Source organism: Brevibacterium sp. LE-L (genome assembly GCF_050214925.1).
Taxonomy (GTDB): domain Bacteria; phylum Actinomycetota; class Actinomycetes; order Actinomycetales; family Brevibacteriaceae; genus Brevibacterium.
In genome coordinates this window covers 2,854,343-2,872,854 of the sequence record NZ_CP189759.1, presented here as the reverse complement: position 1 = coordinate 2,872,854, position 18,512 = coordinate 2,854,343, and the positions used below count along the sequence as shown (strand labels likewise).

The 18,512-nt window shown below is 65.1% G+C and carries 18 protein-coding genes; 9 read left to right on the top strand and 9 right to left on the bottom strand.

Annotated features, from left to right (window positions below; all coding sequences use genetic code 11):
- The first annotated feature begins 68 nt into the window (after positions 1-68).
- From ACQE2J_RS13075 to ACQE2J_RS13065, 3 genes are all read left to right on the top strand, one after another.
- A complete protein-coding gene (locus tag ACQE2J_RS13075; protein WP_135538173.1) occupies positions 69-1,493 on the top strand; it encodes an NAD(P)H-quinone dehydrogenase in 1,425 nt (474 codons plus the stop codon).
- A 92-nt stretch (positions 1,494-1,585) separates the two neighbouring features.
- On the top strand, positions 1,586-1,957 hold the full coding sequence (locus ACQE2J_RS13070; protein WP_426936453.1) for a YciI family protein: 372 nt from the start codon (positions 1,586-1,588) through the stop codon (positions 1,955-1,957).
- Positions 1,957-3,234 (top strand): RNA polymerase sigma factor, encoded by a 1,278-nt coding sequence (locus ACQE2J_RS13065; protein WP_135538177.1) that lies wholly within the window; start codon positions 1,957-1,959, stop codon positions 3,232-3,234. The genes ACQE2J_RS13070 and ACQE2J_RS13065 overlap by 1 nt, the downstream gene beginning before the upstream one ends.
- Before the next feature lie 70 nt (positions 3,235-3,304).
- Here ACQE2J_RS13065 and ACQE2J_RS13060 read toward each other — a convergent pair whose 3' ends face one another.
- The 3 genes from ACQE2J_RS13060 to ACQE2J_RS13050 form a co-directional block, all read right to left on the bottom strand.
- The gene (locus tag ACQE2J_RS13060; protein ID WP_135538179.1) at positions 3,305-5,116 is read right to left on the bottom strand and encodes an acetyl/propionyl/methylcrotonyl-CoA carboxylase subunit alpha; all 1,812 of its coding nucleotides are present in this window, start codon (positions 5,114-5,116) and stop codon (positions 3,305-3,307) included.
- A gap of 123 nt (positions 5,117-5,239) precedes the next feature.
- The gene (locus tag ACQE2J_RS13055) at positions 5,240-5,917 is read right to left on the bottom strand and encodes a Maf family protein (RefSeq protein ID WP_135538181.1); all 678 of its coding nucleotides are present in this window, start codon (positions 5,915-5,917) and stop codon (positions 5,240-5,242) included.
- Positions 5,914-6,822: an SGNH/GDSL hydrolase family protein gene (locus ACQE2J_RS13050; RefSeq protein WP_135538183.1), complete on the bottom strand. Its 909-nt coding sequence runs from the start codon at positions 6,820-6,822 to the stop codon at positions 5,914-5,916. Before ACQE2J_RS13050 ends, ACQE2J_RS13055 begins: the two co-directional genes overlap by 4 nt.
- Before the next feature lie 76 nt (positions 6,823-6,898).
- Here ACQE2J_RS13050 and ACQE2J_RS13045 point away from each other — a divergent pair, with 76 nt between their 5' ends.
- Positions 6,899-8,353, top strand: coding sequence for an AI-2E family transporter (locus ACQE2J_RS13045; RefSeq protein ID WP_135538185.1), 1,455 nt, complete (start codon positions 6,899-6,901; stop codon positions 8,351-8,353).
- Positions 8,354-8,410: 57 nt separating this feature from the next.
- On the opposite strand, the gene greA is transcribed toward ACQE2J_RS13045, so the two are convergent.
- Complete coding sequence (gene greA / locus ACQE2J_RS13040; RefSeq protein ID WP_135538186.1) at positions 8,411-8,905, bottom strand: transcription elongation factor GreA; 495 nt, start codon at positions 8,903-8,905, stop codon at positions 8,411-8,413.
- Positions 8,906-9,112: 207 nt separating this feature from the next.
- Positions 9,113-9,538 (bottom strand): DUF4307 domain-containing protein, encoded by a 426-nt coding sequence (locus tag ACQE2J_RS13035; protein ID WP_426936452.1) that lies wholly within the window; start codon positions 9,536-9,538, stop codon positions 9,113-9,115.
- Between the two features lie 123 nt (positions 9,539-9,661).
- Here ACQE2J_RS13035 and mca point away from each other — a divergent pair, with 123 nt between their 5' ends.
- Together mca and ACQE2J_RS13025 are read left to right on the top strand one after the other, a co-directional pair.
- A complete protein-coding gene (mca, locus tag ACQE2J_RS13030; protein WP_426936451.1) occupies positions 9,662-10,672 on the top strand; it encodes a mycothiol conjugate amidase Mca in 1,011 nt (336 codons plus the stop codon).
- Entirely contained in the window at positions 10,669-11,064 is a 396-nt protein-coding gene (locus ACQE2J_RS13025; protein WP_240689612.1) for a hypothetical protein, read from the top strand. Before mca ends, ACQE2J_RS13025 begins: the two co-directional genes overlap by 4 nt.
- A 50-nt stretch (positions 11,065-11,114) precedes the next feature.
- Here the strand turns inward: ACQE2J_RS13025 and trhA are convergent, their stop codons facing one another.
- A complete protein-coding gene (gene trhA / locus ACQE2J_RS13020) occupies positions 11,115-11,900 on the bottom strand; it encodes a PAQR family membrane homeostasis protein TrhA (protein WP_135538192.1) in 786 nt (261 codons plus the stop codon).
- Between the two features lie 103 nt (positions 11,901-12,003).
- On the opposite strand from trhA, the gene ACQE2J_RS13015 reads away from it, so the two are divergent.
- On the top strand, positions 12,004-12,768 hold the full coding sequence (locus tag ACQE2J_RS13015; RefSeq protein ID WP_135538194.1) for an isoprenyl transferase: 765 nt from the start codon (positions 12,004-12,006) through the stop codon (positions 12,766-12,768).
- Positions 12,769-13,011: 243 nt separating this feature from the next.
- Positions 13,012-14,319, top strand: a complete 1,308-nt coding sequence (locus ACQE2J_RS13010; RefSeq protein WP_135538196.1) for a PhoH family protein — start codon at positions 13,012-13,014, stop codon at positions 14,317-14,319.
- 107 nt (positions 14,320-14,426) lie between these two features.
- Here ACQE2J_RS13010 and ACQE2J_RS13005 read toward each other — a convergent pair whose 3' ends face one another.
- The 3 genes from ACQE2J_RS13005 to glpX all read right to left on the bottom strand — a co-directional run bounded on the left by ACQE2J_RS13005 (position 14,427) and on the right by glpX (position 17,714).
- Complete coding sequence (locus ACQE2J_RS13005) at positions 14,427-15,830, bottom strand: class II fumarate hydratase (RefSeq protein ID WP_135538198.1); 1,404 nt, start codon at positions 15,828-15,830, stop codon at positions 14,427-14,429.
- Between the two features lie 65 nt (positions 15,831-15,895).
- Positions 15,896-16,522: a carbonic anhydrase gene (locus tag ACQE2J_RS13000; protein ID WP_135538200.1), complete on the bottom strand. Its 627-nt coding sequence runs from the start codon at positions 16,520-16,522 to the stop codon at positions 15,896-15,898.
- A gap of 67 nt (positions 16,523-16,589) precedes the next feature.
- A complete protein-coding gene (glpX, locus tag ACQE2J_RS12995) occupies positions 16,590-17,714 on the bottom strand; it encodes a class II fructose-bisphosphatase (RefSeq protein WP_205683308.1) in 1,125 nt (374 codons plus the stop codon).
- Between the two features lie 198 nt (positions 17,715-17,912).
- Between glpX and ACQE2J_RS12990 the strand changes: the two genes are divergently transcribed.
- The gene (locus ACQE2J_RS12990) at positions 17,913-18,482 is read left to right on the top strand and encodes a DUF4245 domain-containing protein (RefSeq protein ID WP_240689613.1); all 570 of its coding nucleotides are present in this window, start codon (positions 17,913-17,915) and stop codon (positions 18,480-18,482) included.
- Positions 18,483-18,512: the final 30 nt, after the last annotated feature.

The following is an 18,512-nucleotide window of genomic DNA, read 5'->3' as shown; positions in this document are numbered from 1 at the left end:
GTGAGCTCGCGAGCGGGAACACCGGGGTTCCGTTCGCAAGGTCCGTGGCGATTTGAGACAATCGCAGTGTGAACACTGAATTTGATTCCACTGCAGATCGCGTCGTCATCATCGGCGGCGGCCCCGGCGGCTATGAGGCCGCGCTCGTCGCGGCTCAGCTGGGCGCCGATGTCATGCTCATCGAGCAGAACCGCTGCGGAGGCGCGGCGGTGCTCACCGATGTGGTTCCGTCGAAGTCCCTCATCGCCACCGCGGAGATGATGGATGAGATCGAACGATCCGACGGCCTCGGAATCCGGATCGAGAACGATGATGAGACCGCGGCCGATGCCCGCCGGGTGACCGCCGACCTCGAAGCCGTCAACAAGCGCATCCTGTCGCTCGCCGACGCGCAGGCCAACGACATCTACGAAGGCCTCATCCGGGCCGGGGTCAAAGCCATTCAGGGCAAAGCGACGCTGGCCGGTCGCGACCAGGTTCACGTCGTCGAGTCCGGCGGCACCGAGTACACCCTCGATGCCTCGACCATCCTGCTGTCCGTCGGCGCTCACCCGCGGGAACTGCCGACCGCGCAGCCCGACGGCGAGCGGATTCTCACCTGGACGCAGCTCTACGACCTCGACGAGCTGCCCGAACACCTCATCGTCGTCGGCTCCGGTGTCACCGGTGCCGAATTCGCGTCGGCCTACCGCGCCCTGGGCACCGAGGTGACTCTCGTGTCCTCGCGTGAGAAGGTTCTGCCCGGTCAGGACGAAGACGCGGCCGATGTCCTCGAATTCGTGTTCCGCAACAAGGGGATGAACGTCCTCTCCCGGTCCCGAGCCTCCTCGGTGACCCGCACCGACGACGGAGTCGAAGTGGTGCTCGCCGACGGCCGCCGTGTCGAAGGCTCCCACTGCCTCATGGCCGTCGGTTCGATCCCGAACACCGAAGGCCTCGGGCTCGAGAAGGCCGGTGTGCGGGTCAGCGAATCCGGACACATCGTCGTCGACGGGGTCTCGCGGACCTCACGGGCCGGAATCTATGCCGCCGGTGACTGCACCGGCGTGCTCCCGCTGGCCTCTGTGGCCGCGATGCAGGGCCGGATCGCGATGAACCACGCACTGGGCGACGCCGTGCAGCCGCTCAAGCTGCGCAACGTCGCTTCGAACGTGTTCACCGCTCCCGAGATCGCCACCGTCGGCTTCACCCAGCAGAACTACCGGGAGAACCCGACCGACATCGACACGGTGATGCTGCCGCTGGATACGAACCCGCGCGCGAAGATGCTCGGCATCGAAGACGGCTTCGTCAAGATCTTCGCGCGCCGCGGATCCGGCTCCATCCTCGGCGGAGTCGTCGTCGGCCCGCGGGCCAGCGAACTCATCCTGCCGATCACGATGGCAGTGGAGAACCGGCTCACCGTCGACCAGCTCTCGGCGACGTTCGTCGTCTACCCCTCGGTGAGCGGTTCGCTGACCGAGGCGGCGCGGAAGCTCCACCGCCACCTCTGATCTGGTCGATTCTGCGAACGCAGGAAAGTTTTTCTCCGCAGCTGTCGATCCGATCGCTCCTCGACCGTCATCATGGTGTCAGGCCGCCCGGCATGACATTGGAAACGACGGAGGAGAACGACATGAAGTACGCACTTCTGCTCATGGGAACCACACAGGATCCCGAATGCGGTGAGGACGGCGGAGCGGATCCGACCGAGTTCATGGCATTCGACAAGGAGATCAGCGAGGCGGGGGTCGTCGTCGGCGGCTTCGCCCTCGAAGGGCCCGAACTCGGGGTCCGCGTGAGCGAATCCGGAGGCGAGTGCCTTGTCACCTCGGGCCCGTTCGCCGAATCGAACGAGTTCGTCGGCGGCAGCTACGTCATCGAGGTCGCCGACATCGACGAGGCGATCGCCTGGGCGAAGAAGAGTCCCGCTGCGAAGTCCGGACACATCGAGATCCGTCCTGTGGCCGACTACTGATGGGTCCCGACCCCGATTCGGCCGCCCGAGTCCTCAGCGCCATCGGCGAGGAGGACTTCGGGCGGCTGCTCGCGGCGTTGGTCACCCGGTTCCGCGATTTCGACCTCGCCGAGGAGGCCCTCCACGACGCAGTGCTCCGCGCGGTCGAGACATGGCAGGGGCGAGGAGTGCCCGAACGTCCTCAGGCGTGGCTGATGGCTACGGCGAAGAACCGCGCCATCGATCTCATCCGCGCCGACGAGGTGCGCACCCGGCACCTCGCCCGGCTGCGCATCGAGGACGAGCTGCGACCAGGTGACCACGACGACCACGCGGTGCGCATCGGCGAGGAGATGGACGCAGCGGACATGCCCGACGAACGCCTCGGGCTGTTCTTCACCTGCTCCCACCCGACACTGCGTGAGGACGAGCGCATCGTCCTCATCCTTCGCTTCCTCTCCGGACTGACCACCGCCGAGGTGGCTGCCGGGTTCCTCGTCGAAACCGCCACGATGCAGCAGCGGATCGTGCGCGCCAAACAGCGGATCCGCAAGACCGGGATTCCCTTCGGCCGCCCGGCACCCGATGAGCTCGGCGACCGGCTGCCCGGGGTGTTGCGCGTCCTTTCCCTCATCTTCACCCAGGGCATCAACGCCACTGCAGGTCCCGCCCATACACGAGTCGATCTGCAGCAGGAAGCCATCCGCCTGGCCCGACTGCTCGTCGGATATCTGCCCGAGCAGACCGAAGCCCGTGGTCTGCTGGCCCTGTTCCTGCTCACCCGGGCACGCGACCGCTCTCGGGTGACCGCGGAGGGGCGGCCGGTGCCGCTGGCCGATCAGGACCGCAGCCAGTGGGACTCCCGCCTCATCGCCGAAGGCACCGCACTCGTCGGTGCGGCCGCCGGTGAACCGGCGGCCGGTGCTTTCACCATCCAGGCAGCGATCGCCGCCCTCCACGCCGACGCCGTGAGGTTCGCCGACACGGACTGGAAGCAGATCCTCGTGCTCTATCGGATGCTCTCCGACCTCGACCCGTCGCCGGTCGTGGCCCTCAACACCGCAATCGCCCTCGGCCAGGTTTCAGGCCCCGAAGCGGCCATGATCGCCCTGGACGAACTCGCCGACGATCCGCAGCTGCTGCGGCACAGGCCCTTCCACATTGCGAGGGCGATCACCCTCGGCGAACTCGGTCGCACGGCCGAAGCCGAGGACGCCTATGCCGCAGGTCTGAAATGCCCCGGCAACGATGCCGAATCCGAATACATCACTGCCCGGATCACCGATCTTCAGCGGTGACCCGGGCAGGGATTTCTGTGTTCGGGACTCCTGCGTTCGGTCGCCGGCGAACACAGGAAGTCGCAAGTCCTCAGGCGGCGAAGCGGACGATCGCCTCACCGGACTTCACCGAGGCGCCTGCGTCGACGAGCACCTCCGATACGGTGCCGGAATGACCGGCCTTGAGCGGCTGCTCCATCTTCATCGCTTCGATGACGGCGAGAGTGTCGCCGGCCTCGACGGTGTCACCGGGGTTGACGGCGACGGAGACGATGGTGCCCTGCATGGGGGCGTTGAGCGCGTTCGAATCGTCGGCGAGCTTCGCACCGTTGCGGCTGCTGAGGCTGCGCTTGCGCCGCGGCACGCTGGGGCTGGGCACATGGCCGAGATCGGAGATGACGTCCTTGGGGACCGACACGGTCATCCGACGGCCGTCGACCTCGACGACAACGCTGAAACTGTCGGTTGGAGCACTCATGACTTCTCCTGATTGGGAATCGGCGAGAGGGTTGACGAAAGCGGTTTCGAGCCAGTTGGTCCAGACCTTGAAATCAGCGGCGAAGGCAGGGTCGGAGACGAGGACGCGATGCAGAGGAAGCAGCGTCGAGACACCTTCGATGCGGTATTCCGCCAGCGCCCGACGGGCACGGGCCAGAGCTTCGTCACGGGTGGAGCCGGTGACGACGAGTTTGGCCATCATCGGGTCGAAGTCCGTGCCGACGACGCTTCCCTCTCCGATGCCTGAGTCCACACGCACGCCGGGACCGGACGGGGCGCGGTAGTTCTTGACAGCACCGGTGACGGGGAAGAATGTCGCGGGATCCTCGGCGTTGATCCGGAACTGCAGCGAGTGGCCGCGCACAGCGGGGAAGTCATCGGGCAGGGACTCGCCCGAGGCGATGCGCACCTGCCAGCCGACGAGGTCGACTCCGGTGATCTCCTCGGTCACGGTGTGCTCGACCTGGATGCGCGCATTGGCTTCCATGAAGATGATCGTGCCGTCTTCACCGAGGAGGAACTCGCAGGTGGCGGCGCCGACGTAGCCGACGTGTGCGAGCAGCCGGGCCGAGGCCTGGCTGACGATGCGTTCCTGCTCGGGGCTGAGGAACGGTGCGGGTGCCTCTTCGATGATCTTCTGATTGCGGCGCTGCAGGGTGCAGTCGCGGGTGGACACGATGGCGACATTGCCATGTGCATCGGCCAGACACTGCGTCTCGAGGTGACGGGGACGTACGATCTGCTTCTCGATGAGGCATTCGCCCCGACCGAACGCGGCCTGGGCCTCACGGGTGGCCGCAGTGTAGGCGCTTTCCAGGTCTTCGGCCGAAGCGCAGGCACGGAAACCGCGTCCGCCGCCGCCGTGGACGGCCTTGACGACGACGGGGAAGCCGATGCGTTCGGCCACCGAGGCGGCCTCGGCCAAATCGGCCACAGCACCGTCGGAACCGGGTGCGACAGGGGCATCGACGGCTTCGGCGACGCCGCGGGCGCCGGACTTGTCGCCGAGGAGCTCGATGGCGGCCGGGGGAGGGCCGATCCAGATCAGCCCGGCGTCGATGACCGCCTGCGCGAAGTGCGCGTTCTCGGCGAGATAGCCGTAGCCGGGATGGATGGCATCGGCGCCCGAGCGCTTGGCCAGTGCGAGGATCTTGTCGACGTCGAGGTAGGTCTCCCCGGCTCCGGAGCCGTCGAGCAGCCAGGCGTCATCGGCGAGGTCGACGAAGTCGGCATCCGAATCGGCGCGGGTGTACACGGCGACGGCCTTGATGCCGAGGTCGTGTGCGGCCCGGATGATGCGCAGTGCGATCTCACCGCGGTTGGCGATGAGGACTCGGCGGACGGCCCCGGTCGGCACAGTGGTGCTGAGTACCGTGGTCGCTGCGTCGGGGAGGACTGTGGTCATGGCGCTCCTTTGTATGATCACAGATCAATTTAGAGAAGGGCACCAACGGTTTGTAGGACACCGATAAAAAATTCGGGCGAGAACTTCAATGGCGTCGGGCGTGTCACCCTGCCGCAACCGAGTCTAGTGCTGATGCGACCAGAGATCGGGCCAGAACAGGCCGCTATCGGTGACCAATTCGCGCACTGCCGGCAGGCTGAGTCCGAGCACCGTGAGGTGATCGCCGTCGAGGCGGTCGACGAAGGCACCCCCATAGCCGTCGATCGTCAGTGCCCCGGCCACCTGAAAAGGTTCCTCCGTGGCGATATAGGCCTCGAGTTCCTCGGCGCTGGGGGAACCGATGAGCACCGAGGTGGTCGACCGCTTCGAACGCAGCGCGCCGAGTTCGAGTTCCGTCGCCTCGGCTTCGGCACCGGAGGCGCGGTTGAGCACGGCAACCGTGTGTCCCGAATGCAGCTGCGTCCACTCGCCGGCGATCGCCGACCAGATGGTGCGGGTGCGTTCCGCGGTGCCCGGCTTGCCGATGGCGTGTCCGTCGAATTCGAGCAGCGAATCCCCGGCGATGACGACGATGGTCTCCGAGCTGTGCAGCACCGGGGGAGGGGAAGCGATGATCCGGTCGACGACCGCCTGGGCCTTCGCCTCCGACAACGCGGTGGTGAGATCGCCGACGGAGCCGGTGAACTCCTCCTCGATGGCACGTTCGTCGACGTCGGAGACGATGATGAGCGGATCGATGCCCGCGGCCGTGAGGATCTGGCGACGGGACGGAGACTGTGAGGCGAGGACGACCGGGATCACGAGACGGCCGCCGACGGGTGCGGATCCTGGTCGGGAGCGAGTTCTTTGCGGCGAGCGGTTTCGCCCTTCTCCGGGATGTCGAGGCTGCGATCGACGACGACCGGCGCTTCGATGCGTTCGGCGATCGCGGCGAGCAGAGTCGACGACAGCTGCGCGTAGCCGAGTTCGCTGGGGAAGCGCCCGGACTCGTTGAGCAGGGACCTGCGTGTCGTGCCGCTCAGAGACCCGGTCGACCGCAGCGGCACGGCGCGTGCCGCCAGGGCGGCCAGCCACTGGGAACCGGCGAGGACCCGTGAGGTGCGGCGCAGCGAGGTCTTGAGCGGGTCGCGCAGTCCCGGCAGACCGCCGAGGTTGGGGCACACGAGGACGAACACCGTGTACCGGCCCTCCCGCTGGAGACGGTTGATGGCCTGATTGAGCACGGGAATGCCGATCGTCGCTTGGATCGGGTGGATGATGTCGCCGGTGCCGATCGAGATGATGGCGAAGCGACGGTCTTCGCTCCAGCGGTCGGACAGCTGGCGCGACAGCCATGGTGAGCGCAGCACTTCGTCGACCTGCCTGTGCAGGTCCTCGGACAGTGCTGAGGGGCGTGCGGTGGTCTGCACGCGAACGGTGGTGCCGAGCATGCGAGCCAGTCCGCGGCCGATGAGTGTGGGCGGGGCATGTTCGGGACCGACGTCGACCCCGCACAGCCAGGAATCGCCGATGACGGCTAAGGCGGCGGAATCGCCATCGTCGCGGTCTCTGGGGGCGGCGATCGCCTCGGCGAAGGTGGAATGGCGACGATTCTCATCGTCGTCGAAGGACCGACGCAGCGCACTCGCCTGATGGCGGAGGAGTCCGACCGCCGATGCACCGGCGCCGACCGCCGTGGCACCCATGGTCGCTACGGCAAGAATCATGCGTCTTCCCACTGATTTCCCTCCTCAGGCGTCATCATTCCACCTTAGTCAGTCTCTCAACAACTATTGTTGAGGCATGACCGATAACGATCAGCAGCATCCTACGAACCGTTTCCGTGGTGCCTGGGAGGCCTTCCGGCGAGGACGCGGTTCCTCCCGTTCCCGGCCCGAAGCAGAAATCTCCCCCGCCCGCAGCGTCAGCCCCGAGGAGATCGCCCTCAGCCGCATCGAAGCCGAAGCCAAGCCGTATGTGGCCCCGGGCCTCAAGCTCGCAGCCGCGTGGTCGTGGCGGTCGCTTCTCGTCCTCGTCGCCGTCGGCGTGGCGCTGTGGCTGCTGTCGAAGATCTCCAGCGTCGTTCTGCCGGTACTCATTGCGCTGCTGTTGGCCGCACTGCTGGCACCCCCGACCGGGTGGCTGGCGAAGAAGGGCATGCCCCGCGGTGGCGCGGCGGCGATCTCATTCGTCGGGTTCATCGTCGTCGTCCTCGGACTCTTCGGCCTCGTCGGGCAGCAGATCTATTCGGGCATGCCCGACCTCGTCAAACAGGTGATCGCCGGTGTCTCAGGCATCAGCAGCTGGCTGTCGACGAACCCCTTCGGCATCGACTCCACGACGGTCTCGGGCTACATCGAAAAAGGCATCGAGACCGCGACGAACTTCTTCCAGAACAACAGCAGCCAGCTCCTCGGCGGGGCGCTTGAGGCCACCTCCTCGGTCGGCACCTTCCTCACCGGGATGGCCGTGTGCCTGTTCACGACGTTCTTCTTCCTCTACGACGGAGCGAACATCTTCAAATGGGTGGTGGGCCTGCTGCCGATCCCCGCCCGCCCCGTCGCCACCGGTGCCGCTCAGCGGGGGTGGACCACGCTCGTGCAGTACGTGCGGGTGCAGATCCTCGTCGCCGCAGTCGACGCGATCGGCATCGGCATCGGTGCGGCGTTCCTCGGGATTCCGTTGGTCATCCCGTTGACCGTGCTCGTGTTCCTCACCTCGTTCGTCCCCGTCGTCGGCGCCATCGCCTCCGGTGCGGTGGCCGTTCTGGTGGCTCTGGTGTCGAACGGGTTGGGCAGCGCCGTCATCATGCTGATCGTCGTCATCGCCGTGCAGCAGATCGAAAGCCAGGCCCTCCAACCGTTCCTCATGGGCAAGGCCGTCTCTGTCCACCCGCTGGCCGTGATCCTCTCTGTCACCGGCGGCGGTTTCCTCTTCGGCATCGTCGGCGCGCTCTTCGCCGTGCCGTTGGTGGCCGTGCTCAACAGCGTGGTCGGCTACATCGCTCGCGCTGACAGCGCCGCCGGTGATGATGACGCGGAGGACGCGGAGGGCCCGCCGAGCGATCCGAAGGCCCGGGAGGCCGCGGCCGTGTTGGATGCGGCGAAGGAACGACTCACCGAGGCGGTCCATGAGTCCGCCGAGGATGACAGTGCGGGTGGAGCCGGATCGACTGCGACCGATCCCGAGGAACTCGGACCGGATTCTGCGGATGCCGACGGGGAGAGTCCCGACGATTCCGACGGTCGAAGGAAATGATCTGAGAACAGTTGTGGGCGGGTGATCTCACCCGCCCACAACTGTTCTGACACCGATTCAGCCGGTGAAGGCCTCCACGGATTCGACCTTGACCTCGATGGTCTTGCCGTTGGGAGCCTCATAGGAGCTCGTGTCTCCGGCCTTGACGCCGAGCACGGCGGCACCGAGCGGTGACTTCTCCGAGAACACGTCGATGTCGGAATCTCCGGCGATCTCGCGGTTGCCCAGCAGGAAGCGCATCGAGTTGCCGGCGACGCTGGCGGTCACGACGGTTCCGGGAGCCACGGTCTTGCCGTCGCTGTCGCTGGAGCCGACCTTCGCGTTGCGCAGCAGCACCTCGAGCTGGCGGATGCGTGCTTCCTGTTTGCCCTGCTCATCACGCGCTGCGTGGTAACCGCTGTTCTCCTTCAAGTCACCCTCGTCGCGGGCGGCTTCGATCTTCTCAGCAATCTCTGCACGACCCGGTCCGGAGAGATGCTCGAGTTCCTTCGACAGGCGGTCAAAGGCTTCCTGGGTCAACCATGTCTCTTCCTGGGTGACTTCCTCGGTCATGACTTCTCCTTCTTCGGTTCGGTGCGCTGACGGGCGTGTCAGGCAACGAAAAAACCGGGCGTATGGGCACGCCCGGAAGTTGAATGAAACTACAGTGTAACGCATCTGTGAGCGAAAACGATGAGCTGAGTCACGTTCCCGCAATCGAGTCTGTCGGTCGTGCGGCAGAACCCTGATGCGTGCGAGACCTATTCGAAGGGCTTCGCGCTATTCGAACCAGCAGGAATCGACGTGTCCCGATGCGGCCAGCTGTGTCGTCGCCAATTCGACCTCGACGCGTTTCGGCGAGTTCGGATCGTTGTCCGCGGAGGCCGGGACGGTCACCTCGGTGAAGCCGACGATCGCTTCGCTGTCGTTCGTGGCCTGAACGATGCAGTGGACATCGCGCTGCCGGTCGGGAAATATTCCGACGCTGACGTGCGTTGCAGAGGAGTCGACAACGGAATAGTCGAGGGTCTGCGGTGTCGTGGGATTCGTCTGCGGACGGAACGCCCACACGGCGATGACCGCGGCGACCACGAGGAGGACGATGACGGAGATGATCCTGGCTCGACGGCTCAGACCGCGTTTGTGCGTGCGGGGTCGACCGTAACGATCATCCTGCAGCGGTTGGGCCACTGTTACCTCAGTCATTGAATTCCTCTTTAAGTACTTCGCGCACTAATCTAGAGTAGTCGATCCTCTGCCGGCGATCATGTCAGACCCTGTGCCGGCAGCAGGTGGCGACCAGGCTGATTCGAAAGGGACATCTTCATTATGACTTCGCTTCCGTACCATGGGCTGCGACTGCTCGCGGTTCATGCCCACCCCGATGATGAATCTTCCAAGGGTGCGGCGACGAGCGCGAAGTACGCTTCTCTGGGGGCCCGGGTCCTCATCGCCACCATGACCGGCGGCGAGGCCGGAGACATCCTCAACCCCGCACTGCTGCAGAGTCCGAAGGCCAGTCGTGACATCGCCGGTCTCCGGCGTGAGGAGATGGCTGCCGCGGCCGCCGCGCTCGGTGCCGAGCACGTCTGGGTCGGCCATGTGGATTCGGGTCTGCCCGACGGCGACTTCGACAACCAGACTCCGCCCGGCTGCTTCTATCGGGTGCCGGACGAAGTGGCGATGCTGCCGCTGGTCCACATCATCCGCACCTTCCGTCCGCAGGTCGTGACCACCTATGACGAACTCGGCGGGTACCCGCACCCCGACCACATCAAGAACCATGCCGTGACCATGGCTGCCGTAGAAGCGGCAGCCGATGCGGATTCGCATCCCGAGCTCGGCGAGCCGTGGCAGGTGCAGAAGGTCTATTACAACCAGGACCTGTCAGCGAAGAAGTGGATCACCATCCACGAGAAGATGGCCGAGGCGGGACTCGAGTCCCCTTTCGCCGAACACCTCGAGGACTTCAAGAAGCGCGACAGTGCCCGTCGCAACTGGCTGAGCACCCGAATCGCCTGCTCGGAGTTCTTCCCCGCCAGAGACCGGGCGCTGCTCTCGCACGCCACCCAGATCGATCCCGAAGGCGGATTCTTCTCCGCTTCGCGCAATGCCGCTCGCACCTACTGGCCGACCGAGGAATTCGAACTGGCCGTCGACCGCACCGATCGTGCGCCGCTGACTCCGGACGTCGATTTCCAGGAAGAAGACCTCTTCGCGGGAGTGACCCGCGACGACGGGCGGCGTGTTCCGGACGAGGGGATGCTGCCGGATTCGCCAGCCGGTGAGGACACCACCGCCGCTGACTCCACCCTGACCGAAAGCGATACTCACGCATGATCCTCCTCGCCTCGACTCCAGCTCCGACCACCGACGGAGGCTCTCCGAATCCGGATCTGGTGACCCCGGGAACGATCGGTTTCCTCGCGACCCTGGCCGTGGTCGTCGTGACGATCTTCCTCATCCGCGATGCTCTGCGCCGAGTCCGTCGGGTCCGTGCACGTTCAGGGGCCAGCGACGCCTACCCGATTCCGCTGCGCAGGCACGTGGTTCCGAACCAGTCGAAGCTCTCGGGACCGGACGAGCCCGAACAGGCCCAGAAGCCCGCAGGCAACGAAGCGACAGGCAACGAAGCGGCAGGCGACGAAACGCCAGGGGCGAAGCAGGCGGACGAAGCCACGGAGGCGACAGGGGCGCAGGAGCGCACCGAAGACTCCGACAAACAGTCCTGAGACTCTGCTCGGCAGGGCCTGCTCGGCATCCCGCCGCCTCGGTGTGGGGATCAGTATGCGGCGACGGCCGCGACGATGAGCGCGGCGAGATGGCAGCCGTAACCGAGGATCGTGAGGATGTGGAAGATCTCGTGGAAGCCCAGCCACTTCGGTGACGGGTTCGGACGCTTGATGCCGTAGATGACGGCACCGGCGACATAGCACACGCCGCCGAGGACGACGAGGAGACCGACGGAGAGGTTCGTCGCCCAGATCTGCGGGATATAGCCGACTCCGGCGACTCCGAAGCCGACATAGATCGGTACGAAGAGCCACCTCGGTGCGGTGGTGAAGATCGTGCGGAAGGCGACGCCGAGCGCGGCCGCGCCCCACAGCACCGACAGGAGCAGGATGGCCTGATCGGTGCGGAGCATGAGCACGGCCAGCGGAGTGTAGGTGCCTGCCGTGATGAGGAAGATGTTCGCGTGGTCGAGGCGTCGCAGAACGAGGCGGACGCGGGTGCGCCACCGACCGCGGTGGTACACGGCGGAGGTGCCGAAGAGCAGCATTCCGGTGATCGCGAAGATTGCCGCCGCGATGCGCGATTCGATCGTCGGAGAGATGATCACGAGCGCGAGTCCGCCGAGCATCGCCAGCGGGAACGCACCGGCGTGGAACCAGCCGCGCAGCTTCGGCTTGACCTGCCCGGCGAGCTTGGTCAGTTCGGCACGCAACGCCATGCGACGGCGGGCGATGCGCTGGTGATTGCCTGTCGAAGCAGCGTCCGCGGAAGTATCGCCGATGGGCCGGGAGGCGTCGGGAACGATCGGGGACGGACCTGTGACGGGAGCATTCATGACACCATGGTAACCAGTGAGTCTGAAGCCTCATTCAGCGACGGCGGCTAGTAGTCTGTACAGTGTTCGAATCGACCGGAGACCAACGCGAAAGAGGACAGCCGTGGCGCGACCAGTGAACCTGCTCTATCGGCTGTATGAGCGACGGCTCAAGCGTGAGCTCGACAAGTCGGTGCCGGTTCCGCGCCATGTCGGGGTCATCACCGACGGCAACCGTCGGTGGGCGAAGGAATTCGGGGCGACGACCGCTGACGGGCATCGGGCGGGGGCGGCGAAGATCGTCGAGTTCCTCGGCTGGTGCTTCGAGATCGACGTGGAGATCGTCACCCTCTATGTGCTGTCCAAGGAGAATCTCGCACGATCGGCCGAAGAGGTCGCCATTCTCATCGAGATCATCTCGGACCTCGTGGAGAAGATCGCCGCACTCGACGGCGTCGGAGTGCAGTTGGTCGGTGACCTGGACATCCTCCCCGACGATCTGCGGGCCCGCCTGGAAGCGGTGACCACGAACACCGATGACTGCGGGATGCGCGTCAACGTCGCCGTCGGCTACGGCGGTCGGCAGGAGATCGTCAACGCGGTGAAGTCCCTGCTGCGGGCCCGCCGGGGTGAGGGCACGGATCTTGAGACGATCATCTCGGAACTGTCGCCGGAACAGATCGGCGAACACCTCTACACCAAGGGCCAGCCCGATCCCGACCTCATCATCCGCTCGTCCGGCGAGCAGCGACTCTCCGGATTCCTCATGTGGCAGAGCGCGTACTCCGAGTTCTACTTCTGCGAAGCCTACTGGCCGGACTTCCGGCGTACGGACTTCCTCCGCGCCGTCCGCGACTACGGTCTGCGTCAACGCCGCTTCGGCAAATAGGCAATGGTCATCCTCGTGCCCGCCGGCAGGGCATCGAGTACAGACAGCAGACCACGGTTTCGGGATGCGGACCGGGGCATCTCGCATTCACGCGAAGTTCACGACCTCGACGTGCCCGACCGCGCGTGCCGACACGTGATTGCGGTCGAATCGGGTTAGGTTGACAGTAGTTGGTCGACACCAACCCGAGATCGGGGGATGTCAGAACCGGATCTCGGCGGAACTCACGCCACAGAGGTCCTCATGGCTGAAAATGTTCACACCTACGTTCTCGACACCTCAGTGCTGCTCTCGGATCCCGGCGCACTTCTGCGCTTCGCCGAACATCACGTCGTCATCCCACTCATCGTCGTTTCCGAACTCGAAGCCAAACGCAACCATTCCGAGCTCGGTTTCACCGCCCGCAGAGCCCTGCACATCCTCGACGACTTCCGCTCGGAATTCGACCGACTGGACCAGCCGATACCCGTCGGCGAAGCGGGTGGGACGCTGCGCGTCGAACTCAACCACATCGACGCTTCGACGATGCCGGTGGGTTTCGACCGCACAGAGAACGACACACGCATCCTGGCGGTGGCCCGCAACCTCTCAGCCGAAGGCCACGATGTGGTCGTCGTGACCAAAGACGTGCCGATGCGGGTGAAGGCCTCTGCGCTGGGACTGCATGCCGAGGAGTATCTGGCGGAGCTGGCCGCCGATTCGGGCTTCACGGGAATGAGCGAACTCGCTCTCGACGAGGAGCAGATGAGCGAGTTCTACGAATCGGGGGCGATCGTCACCGAGGCGGTGTCCGAGGAGGTCGTCAACACCGGCGTGGTCATCACCTCACCGCGGGGTTCGGGTCTCGGGCGGGTCGAGGCAGGCAACCGTGTGTCCGTGGTCCGCGGGGACCGCGACCTCTTCGGAGTCCGCGGACGTTCGGCGGAGCAGAGGATCGCCATCGACATGCTGCTCGACGACGCATTGGGAATCGTCTCGATGGGAGGGCGAGCCGGAACGGGGAAGTCCGCGCTGGCCCTCACTGCCGGACTGCAGAAGGTGCTCGAAGAGAACAAGCACTCGAAGATCATGGTGTTCCGGCCGATCTACGCCGTGGGCGGGCAGAACCTCGGATACCTTCCCGGCAGCGAAGGGGAGAAGATGAACCCCTGGGCCGAGGCGGTGTTCGACACCCTGAGCGCACTGGTGAGCAAGAACGTCATCGACGAGGTGGTCAACAGGGGCATCCTCGAGGTGCTGCCGTTGACGCACATCAGAGGACGTTCGCTCCATGATGCCTTCGTCATCGTCGACGAGGCGCAGTCCCTGGAGCGCAATGTGCTGCTGACGGTGCTCTCACGCATCGGGATGAATTCGAAGGTGGTTCTCACCCACGACGTCGCGCAGCGGGACAATCTGCGGGTCGGCAGGCACGATGGAATCGCTGCGGTGATAGAGAAGCTCAAGGGCCACGACCTCTTCGCCCACGTCACGCTGACGCGTTCGGAACGATCGGAGATCGCGGCGCTGGTCACCGACGTGCTCGAGGAGTTCGATCCCTTCCGGGGCTGAAGAGCACGAAACGGCGCCCGGACGGGTCTGTCCGGGCGCCGTATGCTGATCGGCCGTGCCGAGTGCTGACCAGCATGGGCCGTCTGCTGATCAGAGAGGCCGGGTGCTTACTTGTAGTCGCCGATCATCGTCGTGACGTCGAGCGCCTGATCGAGATCCGCCTCGGTGATGGAGCCGTCTTCGACGAAGCCGAGGGCGATCGTCGCCTCCTTGACGGTCATCTTGTTGGCCACAGCGTGCTTGGCGATCTTCGCCGCAGCTTCGTAGCCGATCACCTTGTTCAGTGGGGTGACGATGGAGGGGCTGGCCTCGGCGAGGAAGCGAGCGCGCTCCTCGTTGGCGGTGAGCCCGTCGATCATCTTCTCGGCCATGACGGTCGAGGAGTTTGCGAGCAGGCGGATCGACTCCAGGAGATTGGAGGCCATGACGGGGATGCCGACATTGAGCTCGAAGGCACCGTTCGTCGAGGACAGGGACACCGCGGTGTCGTTGCCGACGACCTGGGCGGCGACCTGAATGGTGGCCTCACAGATGACCGGGTTGACCTTGCCGGGCATGATCGACGAACCGGGTTGCAGGTCGGGGATCGCGATCTCACCGAGACCGGTATTCGGGCCCGAACCCATCCAGCGCAGGTCGTTGCAGATCTTCATGTAGCCGTAGGCGATGGTCCGCAGCTGACCGGAGGCCTCGACGAGCCCGTCGCGGTTGGCCTGCGCTTCGAAATGGTTGCGCGCTTCGGTGATGGGCAGACCGGTCTCTTCGGCAAGGATCTCGACCACACGCGAGGAGAAGCCCTTGGGCGTATTGATGCCGGTGCCCACTGCAGTTCCGCCCTGCGGCACTTCGGCAACACGAGGCAGGGAGGCCTCGATGCGTTCGATGCCGTAGCGGACCTGCGCGGCGTATCCGCCGAACTCCTGGCCCAACGTCACCGGGGTGGCGTCCATGAGATGGGTGCGGCCGGACTTGACGATGGAGGAGAACTCCTCGGCCTTCTTCTCCAACGAAGTTGCCAGGGTCTGCATGGCCGGAACGAGCGTGTTGACGAGTGCCTTGGTCACGGCCAGGTGCACCGAAGTGGGGAACACGTCGTTGGAGGACTGCGAAGCATTGACATGGTCGTTCGGGTGGACATCGACACCGTCGGCTTCGAGGGACTTGGTCGCCAGCGAAGCGAGCACTTCGTTGGTGTTCATGTTCGAGGAGGTGCCCGAACCGGTCTGGAAGACGTCGATGGGGAAGTGCGCGTCGTACTCACCGGAGATGACCTTGTCGGCCGCGTCCTGGATCGCCTTGGCGCGGGCCTCGTCGAGGACGCCGAGTTCGAGGTTGGCCTTCGCAGCGGCCTTCTTCACCTGGGCGAGGGCCGCGATGTGCGCCGATTCGAGGCTCTTGCCGGAGATCGGGAAGTTGTCGACGGCGCGTTGGGTCTGGGCACTGTAGAGAGCGTCCTTGGGGACCTTGACCTCACCCATGGTGTCGTGTTCGATGCGAAATTCTTCGCTCATTGTTGTCCTTTCCGTTGGGCTGTCTGAGTTTTGTCGATGTGATCGACCACCGAAGTGGCCGAGCGTCAGGAGGCGTGGTGCGAGACTGCCGCCTCGTCGCCTCCGTATTGGGCGACGACGGTCGTGCGACCGTCGTGGAGCTGATAGGTGAGACCGACGATGATGAGTCGGCCCTCTTCGACTGCGGTCCTGATGATCGACGACAGCTGCATGATCTTGTCGACCGTGTCGATGGTGTTCTGCGCGACGGTCTCATTGACCGTGGTGCGTTTGTTCGTCCGGGCCCGGGCCACGGTGGGCAGGATGCGCGCGACGACATCGGAGATGAATCCCGGGGGCGTCTCACCTGAATCGTAGGCGTTGTAGGCTGCCGTCACGGCTCCGCAGCTGTCGTGGCCGAGCACGACGAGCAGGGGAGTGCCGAGGAGTTCGACACCGTATTCCAACGAGCCGAGGGTGACCGGATCGACGACCTGGCCGGCGTTGCGGACGACGAACATGTCGCCGAGGCCGACGTCGAAGATCATCTCCGCAGCGACTCGGGAGTCCGAGCAGCCGAAGAGCGTGACGAAGGGCGTCTGATCGCTCGACAGCGCTTCACGCCGTGCCGTGTCCTGATTGGGGTGCTGTGGAACGTCGTCGACGAAACGCCGATTTCCCTCCAAGAGTCGATTCCAAGCCGCATTGGGCATTGTTTTCGAACCTGCTTCCGATTTCGAGATGGTTGCGTCGCACCCGGGCTCGGGTCCGGCAGGGATGTCAGATGAGTCCGCGTCGGGCTGCTTCCTCGGCGGCTTCCACGTAGGAGTGGGTCTTCGCGGACTGATGCTCGGCGAAGACCTGACGGACAGTGCCCGACTTCGAACGCATGACGAGCGAGTGCGTGGTGACGTGACCGCCCTGGAACTTCACTCCGTCGAGCAGGTCGCCGTTGGTGATACCGGTGGCGACGAAGTAGCTGTTGTCGCCGGTGACGAGGTCATCGGTGTTGAGCACCTGGTTGACGTCCAGGCCCGCGGCCGCTGCGGCCTCGCGCTCGGAATCGTCCTGCGGCCACAGTCGACCCTGGATGACTCCGCCCAGAGCCTTGATCGCACATGCGGTGATGATGCCTTCGGGGGTGCCGCCGATGCCCATGAGCATATCGACTCCGGTGCCGGGGCGGCAGGCGGCGATGGCACCGGCGACGTCGCCGTCGGTGATGAGCTGGATACGCGCGCCGGCGGCGCGGATCTCGTCGATCATCTGCTGATGGCGTGGACGGTCGAGGATCATCACCGTCACCGAGGTGGGATCCTTCGTTCCCTTCGCCTTGGCGACCCGGCGGATGTTCTCAGCGATCGGCAGACGCAGATCCACCGCATCGGCGGCTTCGGGTCCGGTGACGAGCTTCTCCATGTAGAACACGGCGGATGGGTCGTACATGGCGCCGTCCTCTGTGACAGCCATGACCGAGATCGCATTGGGCATGCCCAGAGCGGTCAGGCGGGTGCCGTCGATCGGGTCGACGGCCACATCGCAGTGGGGTCCGGTGCCGTCTCCGACCTGCTCACCGTTGAAGAGCATCGGCGCTTCGTCTTTCTCGCCTTCGCCGATGACGACGGTGCCGGCCATCCGGACGGTGGAGATGACATTGCGCATGGCGGCCACGGCCGCTCCGTCGGCGGCGATCTTGTCGCCGCGGCCGACCCAGGGGGCGGCGGCGATGGCCGCCGCCTCGGTGACTCGGACAAGTTCGAGGGCGAGGTTGCGGTCGGGAGCGTCCTCTCCGACCTGTGCCTTCTGTGACCAAGCATCGGTCACTGCGACAGGGGGAGTCTCGTCATCGACTCGTCCTCGGTCATGGTGAGATTTCACGTCAACAGGCTCTTTGGAGTCACTCATGCTCTCAATTGTGCCACCCCTGTGATCGAGGTCGCGACAGCGGCACCGGGTTGTGGCCGCAGTCACCTCCGTGCTGTGGGATTGGCTCTTCGCGCGCGAGCCGAGGACAATGGCGGTGTGAATGTCCGAAATGCTGCCGACGAGACGGGAGCCCGAGCAGTCGTCGATGACACGGCGCGGGTCCCTGAGGGAGAGTCCATGGCTGACGAGTCCGGAGTGATGCTGCCAGGATCCCGTGAAGAGATGCGCTTCCTGAGGAAGAACTCCAACTGGGTCAACATGGTCATTGCGATCCTCGCCTGCCTGGCGGTCGCGGTGGGGATCCTGTTCCTCGCACCCCAGCCGGAGGTCGATTCCGAACGCGTCGTCGACTACCAGGGCATCGCCGAACAGTCGGAGGGAAACGCCGACTTCGATCTCATCGTTCCTCAGATTCCGCGCGGATGGACGTCGAACGAAGCCAGCCTCGATCGGCTCAATGACTCTGAATACACCTCGTGGTACATGTCGTTCATCGGCCCCGAGGACCAGTGGGTGAGCATCGAACAGTCCAAGTCGAGCGAGAACTGGGCGAAGAAGAAGACCGACGGCGCGATCGCCGCCGAGAAGGTCACCGTCGGCGGTGCCGACTTCCAGATCTACCGCACCGATGATGCGAAGGAATACTGGGTCACCAACAAGGGCGATGTCTACGTCGTGCTGACCGCAACCGCCGCACCCGATACCATCAACACCTTCGCCGACCAGGTCGCCGCACAGCTCAAGTGACCGCTGTGGGCCGGACTGAGTGATCAGTCG